General features: G+C 43.3%; 14 protein-coding genes and 1 tRNA gene. 2 read left to right on the top strand and 13 right to left on the bottom strand.

The annotated features are described in order from the left end of the window. Positions 1-13: 13 nt before the first annotated feature. The 7 genes from lnt to murJ form a co-directional block, all read right to left on the bottom strand. Positions 14-1,576 (bottom strand): apolipoprotein N-acyltransferase, encoded by a 1,563-nt coding sequence (lnt, locus tag WC676_02650; protein MFA5059506.1) that lies wholly within the window; start codon positions 1,574-1,576, stop codon positions 14-16. A 30-nt stretch (positions 1,577-1,606) separates the two neighbouring features. After that, positions 1,607-4,585, bottom strand: a complete 2,979-nt coding sequence (secA, locus tag WC676_02645) for a preprotein translocase subunit SecA (protein MFA5059505.1) — start codon at positions 4,583-4,585, stop codon at positions 1,607-1,609. A 1-nt stretch (position 4,586) separates the two neighbouring features. Further along, positions 4,587-5,685 (bottom strand): peptide chain release factor 2 gene (gene prfB / locus WC676_02640; protein ID MFA5059504.1). Its coding sequence is split into 2 segments (ribosomal slippage): positions 4,587-5,627 and positions 5,629-5,685, totalling 1,098 coding nucleotides; the frame shifts between segments, so codons are not numbered across the junction. A gap of 131 nt (positions 5,686-5,816) precedes the next feature. Further along, complete coding sequence (locus tag WC676_02635; protein MFA5059503.1) at positions 5,817-6,905, bottom strand: PilT/PilU family type 4a pilus ATPase; 1,089 nt, start codon at positions 6,903-6,905, stop codon at positions 5,817-5,819. A gap of 90 nt (positions 6,906-6,995) precedes the next feature. After that, on the bottom strand, positions 6,996-7,286 hold the full coding sequence (locus WC676_02630; protein ID MFA5059502.1) for an MGMT family protein: 291 nt from the start codon (positions 7,284-7,286) through the stop codon (positions 6,996-6,998). Then, positions 7,273-8,490, bottom strand: a complete 1,218-nt coding sequence (locus WC676_02625; protein ID MFA5059501.1) for an excinuclease ABC subunit UvrC — start codon at positions 8,488-8,490, stop codon at positions 7,273-7,275. The genes WC676_02630 and WC676_02625 overlap by 14 nt, the downstream gene beginning before the upstream one ends. 32 nt (positions 8,491-8,522) lie before the next feature. Beyond that, the gene (gene murJ / locus WC676_02620) at positions 8,523-10,094 is read right to left on the bottom strand and encodes a murein biosynthesis integral membrane protein MurJ (protein MFA5059500.1); all 1,572 of its coding nucleotides are present in this window, start codon (positions 10,092-10,094) and stop codon (positions 8,523-8,525) included. Between the two features lie 57 nt (positions 10,095-10,151). On the opposite strand from murJ, the gene rpsT reads away from it, so the two are divergent. Then, on the top strand, positions 10,152-10,415 hold the full coding sequence (gene rpsT / locus WC676_02615) for a 30S ribosomal protein S20 (GenBank protein MFA5059499.1): 264 nt from the start codon (positions 10,152-10,154) through the stop codon (positions 10,413-10,415). Here the strand turns inward: rpsT and WC676_02610 are convergent. The 6 genes from WC676_02610 to leuS are packed head-to-tail and all read right to left on the bottom strand — an operon-like array spanning position 10,399 to position 17,756. Further along, entirely contained in the window at positions 10,399-11,040 is a 642-nt protein-coding gene (locus WC676_02610; GenBank protein ID MFA5059498.1) for a hypothetical protein, read from the bottom strand. The two genes, rpsT and WC676_02610, sit on opposite strands and share 17 nt — an antisense overlap. Positions 11,041-11,046: 6 nt before the next feature. Further along, entirely contained in the window at positions 11,047-11,577 is a 531-nt protein-coding gene (locus WC676_02605; protein MFA5059497.1) for an LptE family protein, read from the bottom strand. A gap of 4 nt (positions 11,578-11,581) precedes the next feature. Next, the gene (locus tag WC676_02600) at positions 11,582-14,098 is read right to left on the bottom strand and encodes a ComEC/Rec2 family competence protein (GenBank protein ID MFA5059496.1); all 2,517 of its coding nucleotides are present in this window, start codon (positions 14,096-14,098) and stop codon (positions 11,582-11,584) included. 20 nt (positions 14,099-14,118) lie between these two features. Further along, positions 14,119-14,460, bottom strand: coding sequence for a helix-hairpin-helix domain-containing protein (locus tag WC676_02595; protein ID MFA5059495.1), 342 nt, complete (start codon positions 14,458-14,460; stop codon positions 14,119-14,121). Further along, positions 14,453-15,271 carry an HD-GYP domain-containing protein gene (locus WC676_02590; GenBank protein MFA5059494.1) on the bottom strand — a complete coding sequence of 273 codons (819 nt, stop codon included), beginning with the start codon at positions 15,269-15,271 and terminating at the stop codon, positions 14,453-14,455. Before WC676_02590 ends, WC676_02595 begins: the two co-directional genes overlap by 8 nt. 4 nt (positions 15,272-15,275) lie before the next feature. Then, positions 15,276-17,756, bottom strand: a complete 2,481-nt coding sequence (leuS, locus tag WC676_02585) for a leucine--tRNA ligase (protein ID MFA5059493.1) — start codon at positions 17,754-17,756, stop codon at positions 15,276-15,278. 323 nt (positions 17,757-18,079) lie between these two features. On the opposite strand from leuS, the gene WC676_02580 reads away from it, so the two are divergent. Further along, positions 18,080-18,155: transfer RNA gene (locus tag WC676_02580), tRNA-Ala, on the top strand. The last annotated feature ends 8 nt before the right edge of the window (positions 18,156-18,163 follow it).

The following is an 18,163-nucleotide window of genomic DNA, read 5'->3' as shown; positions in this document are numbered from 1 at the left end:
TGCCAAGCTCCGCTTAAGATTTGGTCCATGCTGAAATTTTTAATTTCTTTAACGCGATCCCCATTAGTATACCGCCAAAACAAAAATATGTAAAAAGATCTGGATGTTTTGTGTAAAACGTTTGTGTCGTATTAAGAGCGACATCGCCGGTGGCGTAACCGGCCACATAAGTCTTCTTGCCATTTTTATTTTGAACATAATTCGTTATTTTTCCAAACTCATCGATAAAACAACTCACTCCCGTATTGGCGGCGCGCACTAAGTTTTTACGATTTTCAATGGTACGAAAAACCGCCGCCTGTAAATGCAAAAACGGAGCTTTAGTGTCTTTAAACCAGGCATCATTGGTCATATTGATCAAAAGATTTGTTTTCGCTTGCGTAAATTTCGCGGAAATCTCAGGAACAGTGTCTTCAAAACAGATGAGGACAGAAAAATCTCCGATAGACCTATCTTTCGGTTTTGCCTCGACCATGGCAGGAAAAAGCGTATATTCCATCCCCGGAGTAAAATCCCCGATGGGAGCCAAATCCGCCAAAAAAGGAAAAACATCCCTTAAGGGAACATATTCTCCAAAGGGAACCAGATGTAACTTGTCATGCTGCTTGATGATTTTCCCGTCTTTATTGATAAGGATGGCTGAATTATAATACGCGCCGTCATTTTGTATCACCAGGCCTAAAAGAAGAGGGATCTTATTTTTCGCCACGACTTCTCTTAAGCTAGAGAAAAGTTCCGGCGACTCCCACACAAATCCCGGAAAAGCTGTTTCCGGCCAGATGATCAGATCCGGTTTTTGCTGAGCCGCTTCTTGCGTTAAGTCTAAATGTTTCTTTAAGATCGCCGGCCAGAATTCCTCATTCCATTTCATCTCCTGCGCGATATTGGCCTGGATGACCGCTATGTTAAATTGCGCCGGCGTTCTTGGCTGGTTCAACCGATAAGATCCGTAAACCAAAAAAGACGTTAAAACAAAAATAACTAAAACAGCCGGAATTAAGATTTCTTTCTTGATATACGCGCGGCTAAGTTTTTTTGTCATCACTTCCTTGAAAAGAACATTAGCCATCACCACAACAAAAGAAATAACGAACATCCCCGCGATATCGGCAACTTGAATGAGCGGCAGATTTTTATATTGAGAATGCCCCATGCTCACCCAGCCAAAACCGCTTAATAAACGCGACCTTGCTAATTCTAAAATAACCCAAAGCGACGGCAAAACAAAGATTTTGGAAAGAACCGCTTGTTTAGAGAAGAAATAATACCCGAGCCCAAATAATCCAAAATAAACGGCAAAGTATAAAATAAGCAAGATCATCCCTAAAAGAGTCACATGAATAAACCAGAAAAGGGTTCCGGCAAAAAATAATACACCCGTGAAATAACTTAAGAAAAATGACGCGAGGATCTTTTTTCCGTCTAAAGCCGCCATGAGCGGAATAAGAGCAACCCAAGCAAAAATCCAGATATCAAATTGAGGAAAAGATAAAACAAGAAAGCTGGCGCTTAAAAGGCACAAAAAAAGAGGATGTTTAAAAAAATCGTAGGAGAATACAGATCGTGAATTTGTCATGCGTATCGAAGATATTTTTGTGTCATGATATTAGGAATTGCGGCCACAACATTTTTTATATTTTTTCCCGCTGCCGCAAGGGCACGGATCGTTACGCCCCACGTCGGGACCGGCTCTATGATATGTTTGAGGCGCTGCAGGTTTTTGGCGTTCTTGTGGTTGTGGCTGATCTGGTTGCTGCTGAGCTTTACGTTGCCCGGCTTGTTGCGAAAGACTTGAAAAATCGCTATGCACAAATTGTTGCGGCAGGGAGCTAAAAACACCCTTGAACTGTTCTTTAGGCGCAACGGCTTGCACCTTAAACATCGTCTGCGCGACTTCTTCACTGATGGAAGCATACATCTGTTCAAACATCAAGAAACCTTCCCGCTGATATTCCACCAATGGATCACGCTGGGCAAACGCGCGGTAATGAATTCCCTCTTTTAATTGATCCATCGCGTAAAGATGATCTTTCCACTTAGAATCGATCGTCTGAAGCAAAATGATCCGCTCGAGGCCGCGCAGATGTTCCGGCGCAACTTCTTTTTCTTTCTCGTGATAGGCGTTTTTTAATTGTTCAATGATAAAATCTGTCAGTTGCTCTTTGGTCATTGTTGATAATTCGTCCAAGGAAGCTTGCAGATTAAAACCAAATTGTGATTTAAGCGCTGATATCATGCCTTCAATATCTTGCGGCTCATTGGATAAATATTGCAGTGTCAAATTATACCCGGCATCGTCGATGGCCTGCAGGATACGTTCTTTGATATTTTCTCCATCGAGAATAGAACGGCGCATGCGATAAATAACCTCACGCTGTTTATTCATCACATTGTCATATTCCAAAAGCTGCTTACGAATTTCAAAGTTATGCGTTTCCACTCTCTTTTGAGCGATCTCAATGGCGCGCGTCACTAAGGGGTGCTCGATCACTTGGCCTTCTTCCATCCCTAAAGTATTCATGATATTCATGATCCGGTCAGAACCAAAAAGGCGCATCAGATCATCTTCCAAAGAAACATAAAATCTTGATGAGCCCGGATCGCCCTGACGTCCGGAACGCCCGCGCAACTGATTATCAATGCGCCGCGATTCATGGCGCTCGGTCCCTAAAACATGTAGGCCGCCGGCCACAATGACCTTTTCATGCTCTTCTTTGGTTTGTGTTTTAAATTGTACAAGAAATTTTTGATACGAATCTTCCTGAGCAGGCTGCTCTGCGGCTTCTTTGCTTTTTTCTTCGGCTAAACTCCTGGCGAGATATTCCGCGTTTCCGCCCAAAACAATATCTGTTCCGCGTCCGGCCATGTTGGTGGCGATAGTGACCGCTTTATAGCGTCCGGCTTGCGCAACGATATGCGCTTCTAACTCATGATACTTCGCGTTAAGAACTTGATGCGCGATGCCGCGGCGCTTTAAGAGGCTAGATAAATATTCGGATCTTTCAATGGAGATCGTCCCGACTAAAACCGGACGACCTTTGATATGCAATGTATTGATCTCCTCAACAACAGCATTAAATTTTTCCTGCTCGGTCTTATAAATCGAATCCGGATGATTTGTCCGGCTTAAAACTCGGTTGGTCGGCATCACGATACAATCAAGTTTATAGATCTGCTTAAATTCATTGGCTTCCGTATAAGCCGTACCGGTCATCCCTGAAAGTTTTTCATACATACGGAAATAATTTTGGAACGTGATGGTGGCCAATGTTTGATTTTCCCGCTCGATCTTAATGCCTTCTTTCGCTTCAACCGCTTGATGAAGGCCGTCCGACCAGCGGCGTCCCGGCATCATACGCCCGGTAAATTCATCGACGATCACGACTTTTCCGTCGCGCACAACATAATCAACGTCCAGGCGGAAAAATTCTCTGGCTCTTAAGGCCTGTAAAATATGGTGGCGGTATTCGGTCGTTTCAATATCATGCAATGTCGCAACACCAAAAAGCTTGGCTGATTTTAATTCGCCGTCTTCGGTCAAAGAAATTGATTTTGCTTTTTCCTCGGCCACATAATCAAATCCCTTAGAAAGATCTTCACCGCGGTGCTTGGCGTCGATTTCTTCTTTTTCGGTAACACGGCGCCCTTTGAGTTTTTGAATGATCTCATTGGCGCGATAGTATTTATCGGTCGATTCTTCCGCCGGGCCGGAAATGATCAAAGGCGTTCTGGCTTCATCAACTAAAATACTGTCCACTTCGTCAACAATAGCGAAGTGATGGCCGGGCTGGACCATCTCTTCTTTGTAATTGACCATATTGTCGCGCAGATAATCAAAACCAAATTCATTGTTCGTTCCGTACGTAATGTCACAACCGTAAGCTTGTTGACGTTGACGGCTGTCCATATCATGTTGAATGACGCCAACGGTAAGACCCAACATTTCATAAAGAGGCCCCATCCATTCCCGGTCGCGCTTGGCTAAATAATCGTTAACGGTCACCACATGAACACCTTTTCCGGCTAAGGCATTAAGATATGCCGCTAAGGTTGCTACTAATGTTTTTCCTTCACCGGTCGCCATTTCGGTAATTTTTCCCTCGTGTAAAACCATACCACCGATAAGTTGAATGTCGAAATGGCGCATATTTAATTTACGCCGCCCGGCTTCACGGACAACGGCAAAGGCTTCCGGCAGAATCTCTCGCAAGGTATTTTCTCTCACACGGCGCAGGTCTTCTTTGGCGCGATTAAGATCTAAGCTTAATGATTCTTTTTCATCCTGCGAAAAAGAAGCGATATAAAGAGAATTTATTTTCTTAACTTCTTCTTCGTTAGATTTGATAGATTCTCTTATCTTTTGTTTGAATTGTTCGGTGGCTAGTCTCAATTGTTCGTCGGATAATTTTCGCACCTTTTCTTCCAACCCATTTACTTGAGAAACGACAGCGCTCATTCTTTTAATAATACCGATGGAAGGCAAAGGCAGATCCTTAGGGATATGGACATTAACCTCAGGGGTTAAGCGGTCAATAAACCGTTGAGCGGAATTGACGATAGAACTACGGATAAAAAAATCGAACATATTAGCTTTTCTTTGATTTTATTTTTAAAAAGGATTCAATGAAAAAGTCAATATCCCCGTCTAAGACTTTCAGGACATTGCCGGTTTCGACATCACTGCGATGATCTTTAACTAAAGTATACGGCTGCATGACGTAAGAACGGATCTGGCTTCCCCATTCGATCTTTTGTTTCTCGCCGTACTCAACAGACATTTTATCATCTTTTTCTTTTTGTCTGATTTCATAAAGCCGCGCGCGTAAGATCTTCATGGCTGTTTGCCGGTTCTGCAGCTGCGAGCGTTCGTTTTGGCACTGGACCACAACACCCGTCGGAAGATGTGTTAAGCGCACCGCTGAATCGGTGGTATTAACGCTTTGCCCGCCGGGCCCGGAGGAACGGAAAATATCAATACGCAGATCATCTGTATCGATCTCAATTTCAATGTCATCCTCGATCTCCGGAATAACATCAACAGAAGCAAACGAGGTGTGACGGCGTTTATTAGAATCAAAAGGAGAAATTCGGACCAAACGATGAACGCCTTTTTCCGCTTTCAAAAATCCGTACGCCGCTTCACCTTCTATCGAAATAGTCACGTTTTTTATGCCGGCTTCTTCCCCGGGCAAAATATCCAAAGTTTTTACTTTATAATTCTTATTATCCGCCCAGCGCAAATACATACGAAGAAGCATATTGGCCCAATCGCAGGATTCGGTCCCGCCGGCCCCGGCATTGATGCTTAGAATAGCATTATTATGGTCAAATTCTCCTGATAAAAAAGCACGCAATTCCGTCGCATTAATATCTTTTTCTATTGTATCAACGTCGGATTTGATCTGAAGGAGAAAATCCTGATCATTTTTGGAGATCTCCAGAAATTCCTTTAAATCCCCTATTTTTTTGACCTGATCCTGGAACGGTTCAACTTCAGATTTAAGAACCTTTAATTCGCGCATCAATTTATTTGCTTTTGAATTGTCATCCCAAAAGGCAGGTTCGGACATCTTGGCCTGAATAGCGGACATCGTCTCTATTTTACGCGGCAGGTCAAAGAAACCCCCGAAGGTAAGACAGCTTGGATTCCAGAGATTCTATTTTTTTTCGAATGTCGTCAATCATAACAATATCACTGTAGAGTACTTTCTTAGAAAAAATAACGCGGTATTATAACACAGCTTTAAAGAAACACAATTAATTAAGCGGGCCCCGACGAATAGCGTCGGGGCCCGCTTTAAACTTCCCTGATTCCCTCAAAGATTATTCGAAGAAAACCTTTTTATTCCGCGTAATTCCAGATTAAATTCATCTTTACTATCGGCGAGCCTGCGGGCATCTTCTTCCTCCACAAAGCCTTCCCTCACCAAGCGCACCAAGGATTGTTTGAACGACTGCATCCCAAGCAACTGGCCTTCGTCGATGAAAGACTGGATTTGTGTAATATTTCCTTCTCTGATCAAACGGGCGATCGTCGGAGTCACCACCATCGTTTCATAAGCAGGAATTCTTCCCTTGCCGTCTTTACGCGGAATAAGGCGCAAAGAAACAATCCCCTTCAAAAGCAAAGACAGTTGCATCCTGACTTCAGCGTGCAAGTAAGGCGGGAAGAAATTAATAATTCGTTCAATAGTTTGAATGGCGTTGATCGTGTGGAATGTCGACATCACTAAAGCGCCAAGTTCCGCCGCCGATATGGCTGCTGCCATTGTTTCGGTATCACGGATCGTTCCGATAAAAATAAGGTCAGGGCTTTGCTGAGTAATAAAACGTAGGGCCAGCGGATAGGAATGGACATCAATGCCTAATTCTCTTTGGTTAATAGTACTTTTTTTATCTTTGAAAAGAAATTCGATCGGGTCTTCGATGGTAATGATATGCCGTTCATCGGTAGCATTGATATTTTCGATCATGCTGGCAATGGCCGTTGATTTTCCGCTTCCCGCCGGACCGCAAACCAAGATCAAGCCGCGAGGTTCATTACAGAATTGCCGGCACAGTTCAACAGGCAAATTCAAGTCTTCAAAGGATTGTACTTTATCCGTAACATAACGCGCCACAATAGAAGGCGTTCCGCGCTGCGTAAAAACATTGATACGAAACCGTCCAATATCCGGAGTATGATGGATAAAATCAATATCTAAATTTCGCGCGAATGTCGCCCGCCGTTCATCATTGGCTAAAATGAAATCTGTTAAAGTCATCATCTCTTCTTTAGAGAGAACTTGAGCATCTAATACTTGAATTTTCCCGTGAATTCGAGCCCGCACGGGGGCATTGACCCGCAAAAATAGATCTGAAGCTTCCTTGTCGACCATCATTCGCAAGACTTTATCGAGTCTCATAAAATACCTTTCGTTTCTTTGGAGAGATTGAAACTTTGATCTATTCTACATCAGAATTCAGAAAAGTTCACGGGATATCCCGCGTTTTTACTATTTTGATGAAAAAGCCTTCACGATATTTTTTTCCATATTCAAAAGATCTACTTTCGTAGCACTTCCCTTCGCGAAACCGCCGGTCAAACCATTCTTTCGAATAACCCGATGACAAGGAATAATGAGCGGAAAAGGATTCTTATTGAGGGCTTGCCCGACGGCGCGCATGGCTTTAGGCTTGCCGATTTTCTTTGCCACCCAAGCGTAAGAACGTGTTTGGCCAATAGGAATTTGGGTGGTGGCTTTCAAAACAGCCCACTCAAACTTTGTTAATTTAGCGTTCTTCATTTAACGCCTTTCTCGCCCGCAACAGGCGATGATAATTGATCGCAAAGCGATGAGCTTCATCGCGGATGCGTTGTATGAGTTGAAGTGCCAAAGAATCTTTGGGAAGCTTAATAGATTCTCTTTTCCCCGGAAGAAAAAGTTCTTCTTCGCGCTTGGCGATGGATGCAAGCGGAATATTGATACTCAACTTATGCAACTCTTCTAGAGCGGCAAAAAGCTGACCTTTTCCCCCATCGATCAAAATGAGATCCGGAAATTTAAGCCGTTCTTCTTTTAACCGACGATACCGTCGACGGACGATCTCGGCTATCATTTTAAAATCATCAATGCCTTTGACCTCGCGGATCTTAAAACGCCGATAGTTCCTCTTGTCTGGTTTTCCGTCTAGAAACGACACCATGCTGCCGACGGCTTGACGCCCCATGGTATTAGAAATATCAAACGCCTCAATACGTTCCGGCCGTCGTGACAACTGAAGTACCCGCTGAAGCTGATCAATTTCCTTATAATAATTAACGTCTTTAGTCCCCGAATAAAGCGCGCCAATGGAACGGATCTGGTCGCGCACAACCGCCGCCGCTTCAAATTCTTTTTCTTTCGCTAACGCCTCCATCTCCGCGCGCAGCTGGCGGGATAATTCATCTTTCTTTCCTTCTAAAACAAGAGAAACCTTATGGATATTTTTCGCATAATCTTGCTCGCTGATATTCTTGATACACGGAGCATCGCAAAGCCCGATATGGTAATCCAGGCATGCTTTTTTGGGAAAAGGTTCACAGGTGCGAAAATGAAAGATCCTGCGGATGATCGTTAAGGCCTGACGGATCAAACTCGCATCCACGTACGGGCCAAAATAACGACCCGGTTTTCGGGGGCCAAAACTTTCTAAAGCTTTTTTCTTGGTATTCGGGCGAACAACGGATATTTTAGGAAATTTTTCTTTTGTGATCTCAATAAAGGGATAGCTCTTATCATCACGCAGATCCACATTGTACTTTGGCTGATACTCTTTGATGAGGCTTGCTTCTAAAATAAGGGCTTCCGCTTCGCTGGCCGTAGGCAAATAGTCGATATCGCAAATTTCTTTTACTAATCGGCTCGTTTTAGACAATTCCTTTTTGGATAAATGAAAATACGATTGGACGCGCTTACGCAGAGAAACAGCCTTTCCGACATAAATAACAGCGTTGTCGGCTCCCTTCATCAAATAAACTCCGCTTGTTAAGGGAAGTTTGTCTATTTTTGATTTAAGATCCATCGGAATATGGTGACCACTTGTTCTATTCTTAGCGCGAGGCTCATGGCCGCGAAGATGATAAAAGAAAGGATGCCGATCATCACAAAACGCGTTGTCAGATCAAAAACGATAAGCCAAGGCCAGATGAGAACGGCCGCCAAGCCCATCACTACCGAAATGAGAATAATTCTTAACAGATATTCTCCCAGCTGTTCGCTGAGGCCTTTGATCCTTTTATCCATGATCGAAAATAGCGCTAGAAAATTGATCGTCCCCGATATGGAACTTGCCAAAGCGATGCCGCCGATCTTTAGCGGATGCATCAAAGCAAAATTCAAAACGAGATTGACCATCAGGCATATCCCGGCTACTTTAACCGGAGTTTTTGTATCCTGCAGAGAATGAAAGGCCGTTACCATAATGCGGGCTCCGGCAAAACTTACTAAGCCGATCGCGGAAAACAAAAGCGCCGAAGAAGTAATGGCCGTCGAATATTGGCCAAATTCTCCGCGTTCAAAAAGGATTTTAATAATCGGGATCGAGAACAAAACCAAGAAAACACTGGTCGGTACCATGACCAGAAAGATATTCTTCAAAGAGAAAACCAGTGTTCGCTTGAAGTCATCCATATTCTGTTGGCTGGCAAACCCTGCCATCACCGGCAAAATAGCCGAGGCCAAAGCAACACTTACCACTCCCAAGGGAAATTGGATAATTCGCGTCGCATAATAAAGAGCCGAAACACCTCCTAATCCTACTATCGACGATAAGGAAGCACAAAACGTATCCACAAAAACATTGAGTTGATAAACAGCCGTCCCTAATAAGCGCGGAAAAAGAAGCCGGCCAACTTTTTGAGCTCCGGGATGCGCTAATGTTTTTGGTTTCTGAAAACGGATATCATTTTTCGATAGTGATCTGACCTGAACCAATAACTGCAGAACGCCTCCGACAAGAACTCCGATCGCCAAACCAAAAACCGGTTCTGCCATCGTGCGCGACGCGATCAAGGCGCTAACAATCATGGCAATATTTAGTAAACACGGGCCAAAAGCCGATGAAGCAAAAGACCTTAGCGTAAAAAGGATCCCCATAAAATACGCCGTCAGCCCGATAAACACAAGATACGGGAACATAAGCTGTGTTAGCTGGATCGTTAGTAATAATTTCGGCGTCTGAGCGCCAAATCCGGGAGCGATCACCCGTACGATCCAAGGAGAAAAAACAATCCCTAAGATCGTTACAACACTAAGCACCATAAGCAGTAAAGTGAGGATAACGCTGAAGAAATTCCATATCCGAACCTTATCTTTTTGAACAACATATTCGGCAAAAACAGGAACGACCGTAGAATTAGTAGCCCCTTCCCCTAAAACATCGCGAAACATATTGGGGATCCTAAACGCCACAAAGAAAGCATCGGCGCTTTGCCCGGTCCCGAATAGCTTCGCTAAGATAATATCCCGGATAAATCCTAAAAGACGAGAAAAAAGCGTCCCCAAAGAAATAATGGATGTGGATTTGATGATCCCGCGGTTAGAATCAGACGGCATATATTTATTAGTTGACATAACAATTTGTCTTTGCTATATTGACCCGCAACTTAAAAATTGAAAGGAGCGGTTCTCTTGCCACAACGTAGATCAGGTGTTAAAGCCTTACGCATCAACAAAAAAAGACATACGCGTAACTTAACGATAAAAACCGAACTTAAGAAAACTTTGAAGAAATTTCAGGCTTTAGTCAGCGAGAAAAAGCTCGAAGAAGCCAAAGCTGCCTTAAAAGTTGTTTTCAAAAAGATCGATAAGGCCGCGAAACGTAATCTCCTCCATAAAAATACCGCTGCCCGTCGTAAATCTCATTTCAGCCAGCTTCTTAAGTCGATAGCTTAACGATCAATATTTCCATCGCATGTTCCGCTTTTAAGCGACTGCGCTTAATATTAAAATCGGCCTCTTGCAACGCTAAGAGGCCTTTTTTAAATCTTTCCGTGGGAATTTGCCGTCGTGATTTTTGCCACTGCCATACCAAGGCGCCCATGATCTGCAGTGGGTGATCTCCGCTTGTCAAGATCTGCGAAAGAATTTCTAAAGCTTGTGTTGTTTGCCCGCTAGTCACAGCCCGCGCCAGATCAAAAGCATTGGAGGAAACCTGTTGTTGAAAACGAATAACCTGAGCGGTTGTTGAGATCTTCTTAACGAACGCGTCCTCTTCCTTGGAGGTCTCCACATCAATGACCAAAATGCAATGCTGGCTAGAGCCTTGAATAAATTCTAGAAGAATTTCCTTATGATGGGCCGTTAGTTTCTGGCCTTCCCGGATCATCACCAGTCTTTGAGGCGCAACAGCCGGCAAGGCCATTAAACTTTTTTTGAGAATTTCAGGTTCTAATTTATAGGCGTGTAAAACTTCGAAGTCAAACTGCAGGGCATCAGAATTAGGGAAAGCTTTTTGCTTTATTTCGCGGAGCTTAACATCTTTAGCAGCGGTATCCTCCCCTAAAAACAGGTAGGTCATTTTTCATTACCAATTTTCTACTGTTCTTTCCACAATACGGCGGGCCAAGTCGGTTAACGCGTCTTCAATAGCCGCATTCTCAGATCTTGCCAAAGGCCCCGTCACAAAATAAGTCGCTTCACCGGCAAAACTAGGCTCTGACCAAACAACTTCCCCCGACTTGTCAAACAGTGTCATAGAAACCACGATGCTAATGCGATATTCCTGAACATCTTCATCATCCGTATAGCGCAAGGCATTGCGTTCGTAATTAAGCAAACTTCCTTCCAGGGCAAGGTCAGCTTTTCCCTTATCCGCGATTTTTAAATTTCCGTCAAAGAGAAATCGATCGGTAACGGCATTGGTAATTTTAACTTCCAAGAGAGGGATATACAGGTTTTTTGTGGCCTGCTCAGCGCTGTAAGAGACCGTGTTCTTAAATGGTTCTATACTGATACTGCGGAAATTGCCGGCAAGATTCGAGCGCGTTGAATATCCGCAACCGGCTAAGATGGATAACATCAAAAAAAGTGTAAACGACCGAACAAAAGTCTTCATCAGGCTATTTTTTCCTAAGGTCTATTAAGCGCAGCCGTTCTTGTGCTTTTACGGCCCAGGTTGTCTCATGATAATCATTGATAATAACCTCATAATAAATACGCGCCGCATCATCCTGTTTTTGTTTTTCATAAAAACGTCCGATGAGAAAATTATTTTCAGCCTCTTTGGAGCGCAATTTCTGGATCTCTTTCTTAGCCTTTTCGGATAATTCCGCATCCGGATAAGCCGCGGTAAATTCTTCGAATTCTTTAACAGCCGCTTGAGTAACACGCTGATCATACTGCGCTTGGGTAGAACGTTTGGCATCTACCAAAGCAATCTGATATTTTGCGGCTTTGACCCATTCGCTTTCCGGATAATCGTTGACCACTTTCTCGAATTCATCTCTGGCTTCCTGATACAACCCTTTTTCTTGAAGATATAGGCCGATCTTATATTGAGATACAGCGGCATAAACTCCATAAGGCGCGTTTTTAATAACAGTGCGAAAGACATCGACCACATTATAATCTCCGCCGACAACAGCGTTTAAGATCCCTGATTTCTTAACGTCACCTTCCAGCACTTGCTCACCGATTTTGTACTGGCGCTCAATGATCTCCGCGGAACGGTCATTAAAAGGGTATTTTTCGATTGTTTTTTGATAGGCCTTATAGGCATCAAAGGCTCTGCCTTGCTCTTCCCAGCATAGCCCGATAAAATACTGAGCCTCGGCGGCTTCGCGGGAACGCGGATAATATTTAATGAGTTTCTCAAATTCATTAACGGCGACTTTATAATCTTTAGCCGCTTGAATGCCCTTGGCGTACTCAAGCTGTTCGGCGGGTGTTTCTTTTACGGAATATTTAGGATTGACCCATTTATTGGTTTCCGGTGTCCAGATCCAGAAAGCCAGGCAAGGTGTTGTAAAAGCCAAGAGAAAAGCCGCACACAAACACAAAATAAATTTATTTTTCATGGCGCTCACTTTATCACACTTCCCTAACTTTGTCAACTTGACAGCCTGCGGAAAATGGAAAAATAAGAAAATCAAACAATAGTAAATCATCACCTGCCAAAGAGATACGTTTTTTATGTAGAAATAAGATCCCGGACATTGGCTAAAAAAATAAACACAAAAAACCATCGCGTTAAGGATCATTTTTAAGCAGGCGGCAAAGGCTGACATGAACCAAGGAGACATCCATCCAACTAATAAAAGCCCCAAACCCAAAGGAATAATGGCCGTCATGCAAGGAACGATCGGTAAATTGGCTAGAATTGTGATCGGCGTAATAATGTGGAAATAGTAGGCAATAAGCCCCGCTACCCCCATCCACGCCGCCAAAGAAACAGCAAAAGCTTCTGCAACGAAGAAAAGCGGCGGACGGGTAAAGCATGGAAAATGGTTCGAAAAAAACCGCATAATCTTAGGAAAAAAGTCGAAGATCGCAAAAACACTGATAAACGACAATTGAAACCCAATATCAAAAAGATTGGAGGGATTGATAAGAAGGATCGTTAATGCTGCCAGGCAAAGAGAATTAATGCCGTCTGTTTCCCGTTCTGTTAAAAAACTAGCGATAAAAACCGAGACCATGATAGTCGCCCGCACAACGGACGGCTGTGAACCAGTCAAAAACGCATAAAATGCAAGCAGAACAATAATAAGGATATACCGCCATTTTCTATGGATCGGAACCGTCAGAAGCACTAGATAGAGAAAGAACGCGACAATCACGATATTTTGTCCGCTGATCGCTAAAATATGAGCTGTCCCGGTTTGCGCGAACAGATCCGTTACGGGGCGAGGAATATGATAGCGGTCCCCCAGGATAATTCCTTCCATCAGGGCCGCCTCGGAAAACGAAAGATGTTCTCGAAATAGTTTCTTAAAATTATTCTTTAATTGCACCGAGGCGGCCCCGACAGAGCTCCCCATCCCTTTTTGAATAACATCGACCAAAGCGGTTTTTTTAACACTGAATAATAACTTTATGCCCCGGCGAGAAAGATAATCACGGTAAGAAAACTCGCTCCCGTGTTCCGTCTTAAAATTAAAAGGCTTAAAAAGTTTTCCCTCAAGGCGCACATAATCTCCGTAAGAAACTTCGGTCCGGCTAAAACTATGGACAAGTATTTTCCCGGTCGTCTTTTTCCATTTGCCGTCCGTTTTAATCAATTTGGTGTCCAGTGTAAACATTAGCTTCTTGGTCCTGGAAAAAGCGCGGTCCTGGACATCCGAACAAATAATTCCCTTGATCTCTACCGGAATATTACGGGTATACCGGCTTACAAGATAAATATGATGATTGGGGAGTTTTTGCTGGAGATGAGAAAATAAGGAACCAAGGAAAACAAAAGAGATCAGAAGAAGGATTTCTGAAAGGATTTTTCGTCGGATCAAGATCAAGCTCGCCAACCCTGACAAAAATGCCGCAATCCACGCAACAATAAAAAAATAAGCTAGCCAAGAGTTTAAAGCAATTCCAGCGGCAAAGCACAAAGTTACGCCGATAAGAGGCCGATGTGTTCTCACGGATGATGATGTTTTAGAAATTAATTTTTAACTTTTAGGAATTGAACTATTTTTTGATAGTTCTGGAGGCTGATACCTTTGATCGATCTTAATTCTTCCAGCGATCGGAAAGGCCCGTGTTCTTGACGATAAGACAGGATGCGTTTAGCCGTTGCCGGCCCAATACCAGGAATGGCAATCAGTTCATCATGCGCCGCTTGATTGATATCCGTTTTGTAATAGATACGATCCGTATCTAAGATCTCAACCGCACAAGCAAAGCGAGGATTGGTTTTAAAAAGATAACTTAGGAGGCTTCCTAAAAGGAGGATAAAAATAAAAAGAACAAGAACAAGGCGTTCTTGCTTGGTCAGATCACACATAAAAACGGTCGATATTGCGTACAAAAACATCCACAACTTTGGGATCAAACTGCGTACCGGAATTACTCACCAGTTGCATAATAATTTCTTCCTTGGAGAGATCGCTGCGGTAACGGCGGCGAGAACGCATCGCATCAAACGCATCAGCAACGCCAACAATACGAGCCTCTAGGGGAATTTCTTCACCCTTTAGCTTGTCCGGATAACCGGCGCCGTCATAACGCTCATGATGATGGCGAACGATCAGTTTTTCCCGCTCTAAAAATTTAAGCGGCTCAAGAATGGCCACGCCTTTTAAAGGGTGTGTTTTGATAACATCATATTGTTCGGAAGTTAATTTCCCATCAGAAAATAGAATCTCGTCTTTGATACCGATCTTTCCGATATCATGCAACTTTGCTCCCCGAGCAATCGTCATGACCTGATGTTCCGGCAGCTTTAATTCCTGAGCGATGATCACTGAATACTGGCGAACTCTTTCCGAATGGCCATACGTATAATGGTCCTTAGCTTCCTGGCTTAAGACAAGTGCCATCACTGTATCAATATGGCTTGTTTTTAATTCTTCTTGGGCGGCAAGAAGCCCGATATTAGAACGCTGCAACCGCTCAATATCTTTTTGTTCGGCCAACCAAAGATAGATAATGCAAATAAACGCAATGACCACCGACAAAGCTTCGGGAAAAATTCGAGATTGGAGAATAAGGCCAAAAAATTGAATAATAATCAAGAGAAATAGAATGATAAGCGTGCTAAGCTTAAAGAAGTTTCTTTGCTTGAAGAGAAATTCCTTGAGGTCGCCTTGAGGCATACGTTTATTCCACCGCGATATTAACTAACTTATTGGGCACAACAATAAACCGCTTGATCGTTTTTCCTAGGAGATGCTCTTTAATCTTCGCATCCGATAAAATCACGCTCTTTAATTCCTCTTCTGCCGTATTTAGAGCAACACTAAATTTCCCGCGCAATTTTCCGTTTACCTGGGCAATGATCCAAACTGTATCTTGCTGAATACCTTTTTCATCATAGCGTGGCCAATCGCTATGAGCAACTATTTTTTTTCCGCCCATTTTTTTCCATAATTCTTCACAAATATGCGGAACGAGCGGCGTTAAAAGCAAAGCTAAAGTTTTTAAAGCGGATTGAATGATCGCCTTATTTGGATTCGTGCATTTATATTTCTCTATTTTATTGCACAAAGTCATCAAACTGCTGATGGCCGTATTAAACTTATAATTTTGAAAATCTTCCGTGACCTTTTTGATGGCAATATTTCTTTCTCGCTCAAGTTCTTTATCTTCTTCGTCCCATTCTAAACTGTCGATTTTCCCTTTGTCTTCGCCGTATCGATCTTCGACCAATCTCCAAACCCTGGATAAAAATCGAAAAGACCCTTCCATGGCGCTGTCATTCCATTCCAACTGATCTTCGGGCGGCGCGGCGAACAAAATAAAAAGCCTTAACGTGTCGGCTCCATACTTAGTAATCACCGAATCAGGATCAACGGTATTGCCTTTGGACTTCGACATCACTTCTCCGTCTTTTAAAACCATCCCTTGTGTTAAAAGACGAATGAACGGCTCATCAAACTTGATTAATCCTAAATCCTTAAAGAATTTTGTAAAAAATCTCGAATACAAAAGATGCAAAATGGCATGTTCAATGCCGCCGATATATTGATCCACCGGCATCCAGTAAGCGGCTTCTTCTTTTTTGAAAACTTCCTCTTGATCGCGCGCCGAGCAAAAGCGCAAGAAATACCAGGAAGAATCAAAGAATGTGGCCATCGTGTCGGTTTCCCGACGAGCCAGATGCCCGCAGGTGGGACATTTAACATCCACAAATTCTTTAACATGAGAAAGAGGGCTTCCGCCTTGGCCGGTGATCTTAATATTTTCGGGCAGTTTGACAGGAAGATCTTTTTGGGGAACAGGGACAACACCACAATGCTTACAATAGATGATCGGGATAGGTGTTCCCCAATAACGCTGGCGGGAAATAAGCCAATCGCGCAAACGCCAATGAGTGGTGATTTTTCCGATATTTGCTTTTGTCATCCATTCGGCGATCTTCTTTTTTGCTTCTTCATTAGGTAAACCATCAAATTGCGCGGAATTAACCTGAGCCCCCTCGCCCTCATAAGCTTCTTTTAATTCTTCCGCCTTTTGATCCGGATTTTTAGGATCTTGAATAACAATACGCATCGGTAATTTATTTTCTTTGGCAAAAAGAAAATCACGTTGGTCGTGAGTAGGCACCGCCATGATCGCGCCCGTGCCGTATTCCATCAAAACATAATCGGCGATCCAAATAGGGATTTCTTCATTGTTCACTGGATTAACCGCATAGGCGCCGGTAAAAATTCCTTGCTTTTTAAGCCCGGCGGCAACGCGGTCGGTTTTGCTTTCTTTAGTAACTTTATCGATGAACGCTAAGATTTTCTTTTCCTGAGAAGAACCGCTGATCAATTTCTTAACAAGAGGATGTTCCGGGGCCAAGACAACATAAGTTGCCCCAAAAATCGTATCAGGACGAGTAGTAAAAACCGGTAATGTTTCTTGTGTTTTTCCGTCGAGGGCGGAGATTTTGAAATAGATCTCAACGCCGAAGCTTTTTCCGATCCAATTGCTTTGCATCGCCACAACTCTGGCAGGCCAATCGTGCAGTTTTTTAAGATCTTCCAAAAGCGGTTCACAGTATTGAGTGATCTTTAGATACCACTGTTCCAAATCTTTTTGAATGACCGGAGTTTTGCAACGCCAGCAAGCTTCATTAATAACTTCTTCGTTAGCTAATGTTGTTTCACAGCTCGGACACCAATTGACCGCGGAAGCTTTTTTGTATGCTAAACCTTTTTCCAGCATCTTTAGAAAGATCCACTGGTTCCACCGATAGTATTCAGCGTCACAGGTGGACAATTCTCTTTCCCAATCGTAAGAAAATCCCATACGTTTTAATTCATCGTGCATTTGGCTGATGCATCGGCGAGTCCACTGGGCAGGATCAATCTTGTTTTTGATAGCGGCATTTTCCGCGGGCTGGCCAAAAGCATCGTAGCCGATAGGATGTAAGACGTTGTGTCCTTGCATCAGCTTAAAACGTGCCAGTACATCCGCAATGGTATAATTGCGCACATGCCCCATATGGATCTTCCCCGACGGATACGGGAACATTTCAAGAACGTAATACTTTGGCTTCTTGGGGTCAAAAACAGCCTGAAAGGCCTTTTGATCATCCCAGGCCTTTTGCCAATATTCTTCAATTTTTCGTATTTCTTCAACCGTATAGGGCATATATTGATATTTTCCTGATGAGTTTTAAGAATAAAGAGAGCTCATTCTAACACAACCGTAAATCGAGCGTCAACACCTGCTTTTGAGGAAAAAAGAGGCTGTTTCACTTTTATATAGCGTTGACAAAGATATTCCGAAATGCTATATTGACGCAAGTTAAATGCCGTGTTTTTTATTTCTCGAGGGATTGGGGCTGTAGCTCAGCTGGCTCCGACGTTTCCTTTTCATTGTTTTAGGAGAAGTCGGAGTCCCGACAACAAAAAATTTATTAGAAAAGTCGGGAGAGAGTGCTGTGTTTATGTCCTTTGAAAAGTGATTGGTGCGGGGCTGTAGCTCAGCTGGGAGAGTGCTTGCATGGCATGCAAGAGGTCGAGGGTTCGATCCCCTCCAGCTCCACCATTTTCAAA

It is taken from the genome of Candidatus Omnitrophota bacterium (genome assembly GCA_041649175.1).
Lineage (GTDB): Bacteria > Omnitrophota > Gorgyraeia > Zapsychrales > JBAZNR01 > JBAZNR01.
Note: the sequence above shows the minus strand (reverse complement) of the source record. Positions and strands in the feature narration are given on the sequence as shown.

Bases quoted from the DNA above. Each gene is read 5' to 3' on its own strand.
- lnt (MFA5059506.1), bottom strand. From the start codon at position 1,576: ATGACAAATTCACGATCTGTATTCTCCTACGATTTTTTTAAACATCCT.
- secA (MFA5059505.1), bottom strand. From the start codon at position 4,585: ATGTTCGATTTTTTTATCCGTAGTTCTATCGTCAATTCCGCTCAACGG.
- WC676_02635 (MFA5059503.1), bottom strand. From the start codon at position 6,905: ATGAGACTCGATAAAGTCTTGCGAATGATGGTCGACAAGGAAGCTTCA.
- WC676_02630 (MFA5059502.1), bottom strand. From the start codon at position 7,286: ATGAAGAACGCTAAATTAACAAAGTTTGAGTGGGCTGTTTTGAAAGCC.
- WC676_02625 (MFA5059501.1), bottom strand. From the start codon at position 8,490: ATGAAGGGAGCCGACAACGCTGTTATTTATGTCGGAAAGGCTGTTTCT.
- murJ (MFA5059500.1), bottom strand. From the start codon at position 10,094: ATGTCAACTAATAAATATATGCCGTCTGATTCTAACCGCGGGATCATC.
- WC676_02610 (MFA5059498.1), bottom strand. From the start codon at position 11,040: ATGACCTACCTGTTTTTAGGGGAGGATACCGCTGCTAAAGATGTTAAG.
- WC676_02605 (MFA5059497.1), bottom strand. From the start codon at position 11,577: ATGAAGACTTTTGTTCGGTCGTTTACACTTTTTTTGATGTTATCCATC.
- WC676_02595 (MFA5059495.1), bottom strand. From the start codon at position 14,460: ATGTGTGATCTGACCAAGCAAGAACGCCTTGTTCTTGTTCTTTTTATT.
- WC676_02590 (MFA5059494.1), bottom strand. From the start codon at position 15,271: ATGCCTCAAGGCGACCTCAAGGAATTTCTCTTCAAGCAAAGAAACTTC.
- leuS (MFA5059493.1), bottom strand. From the start codon at position 17,756: ATGCCCTATACGGTTGAAGAAATACGAAAAATTGAAGAATATTGGCAA.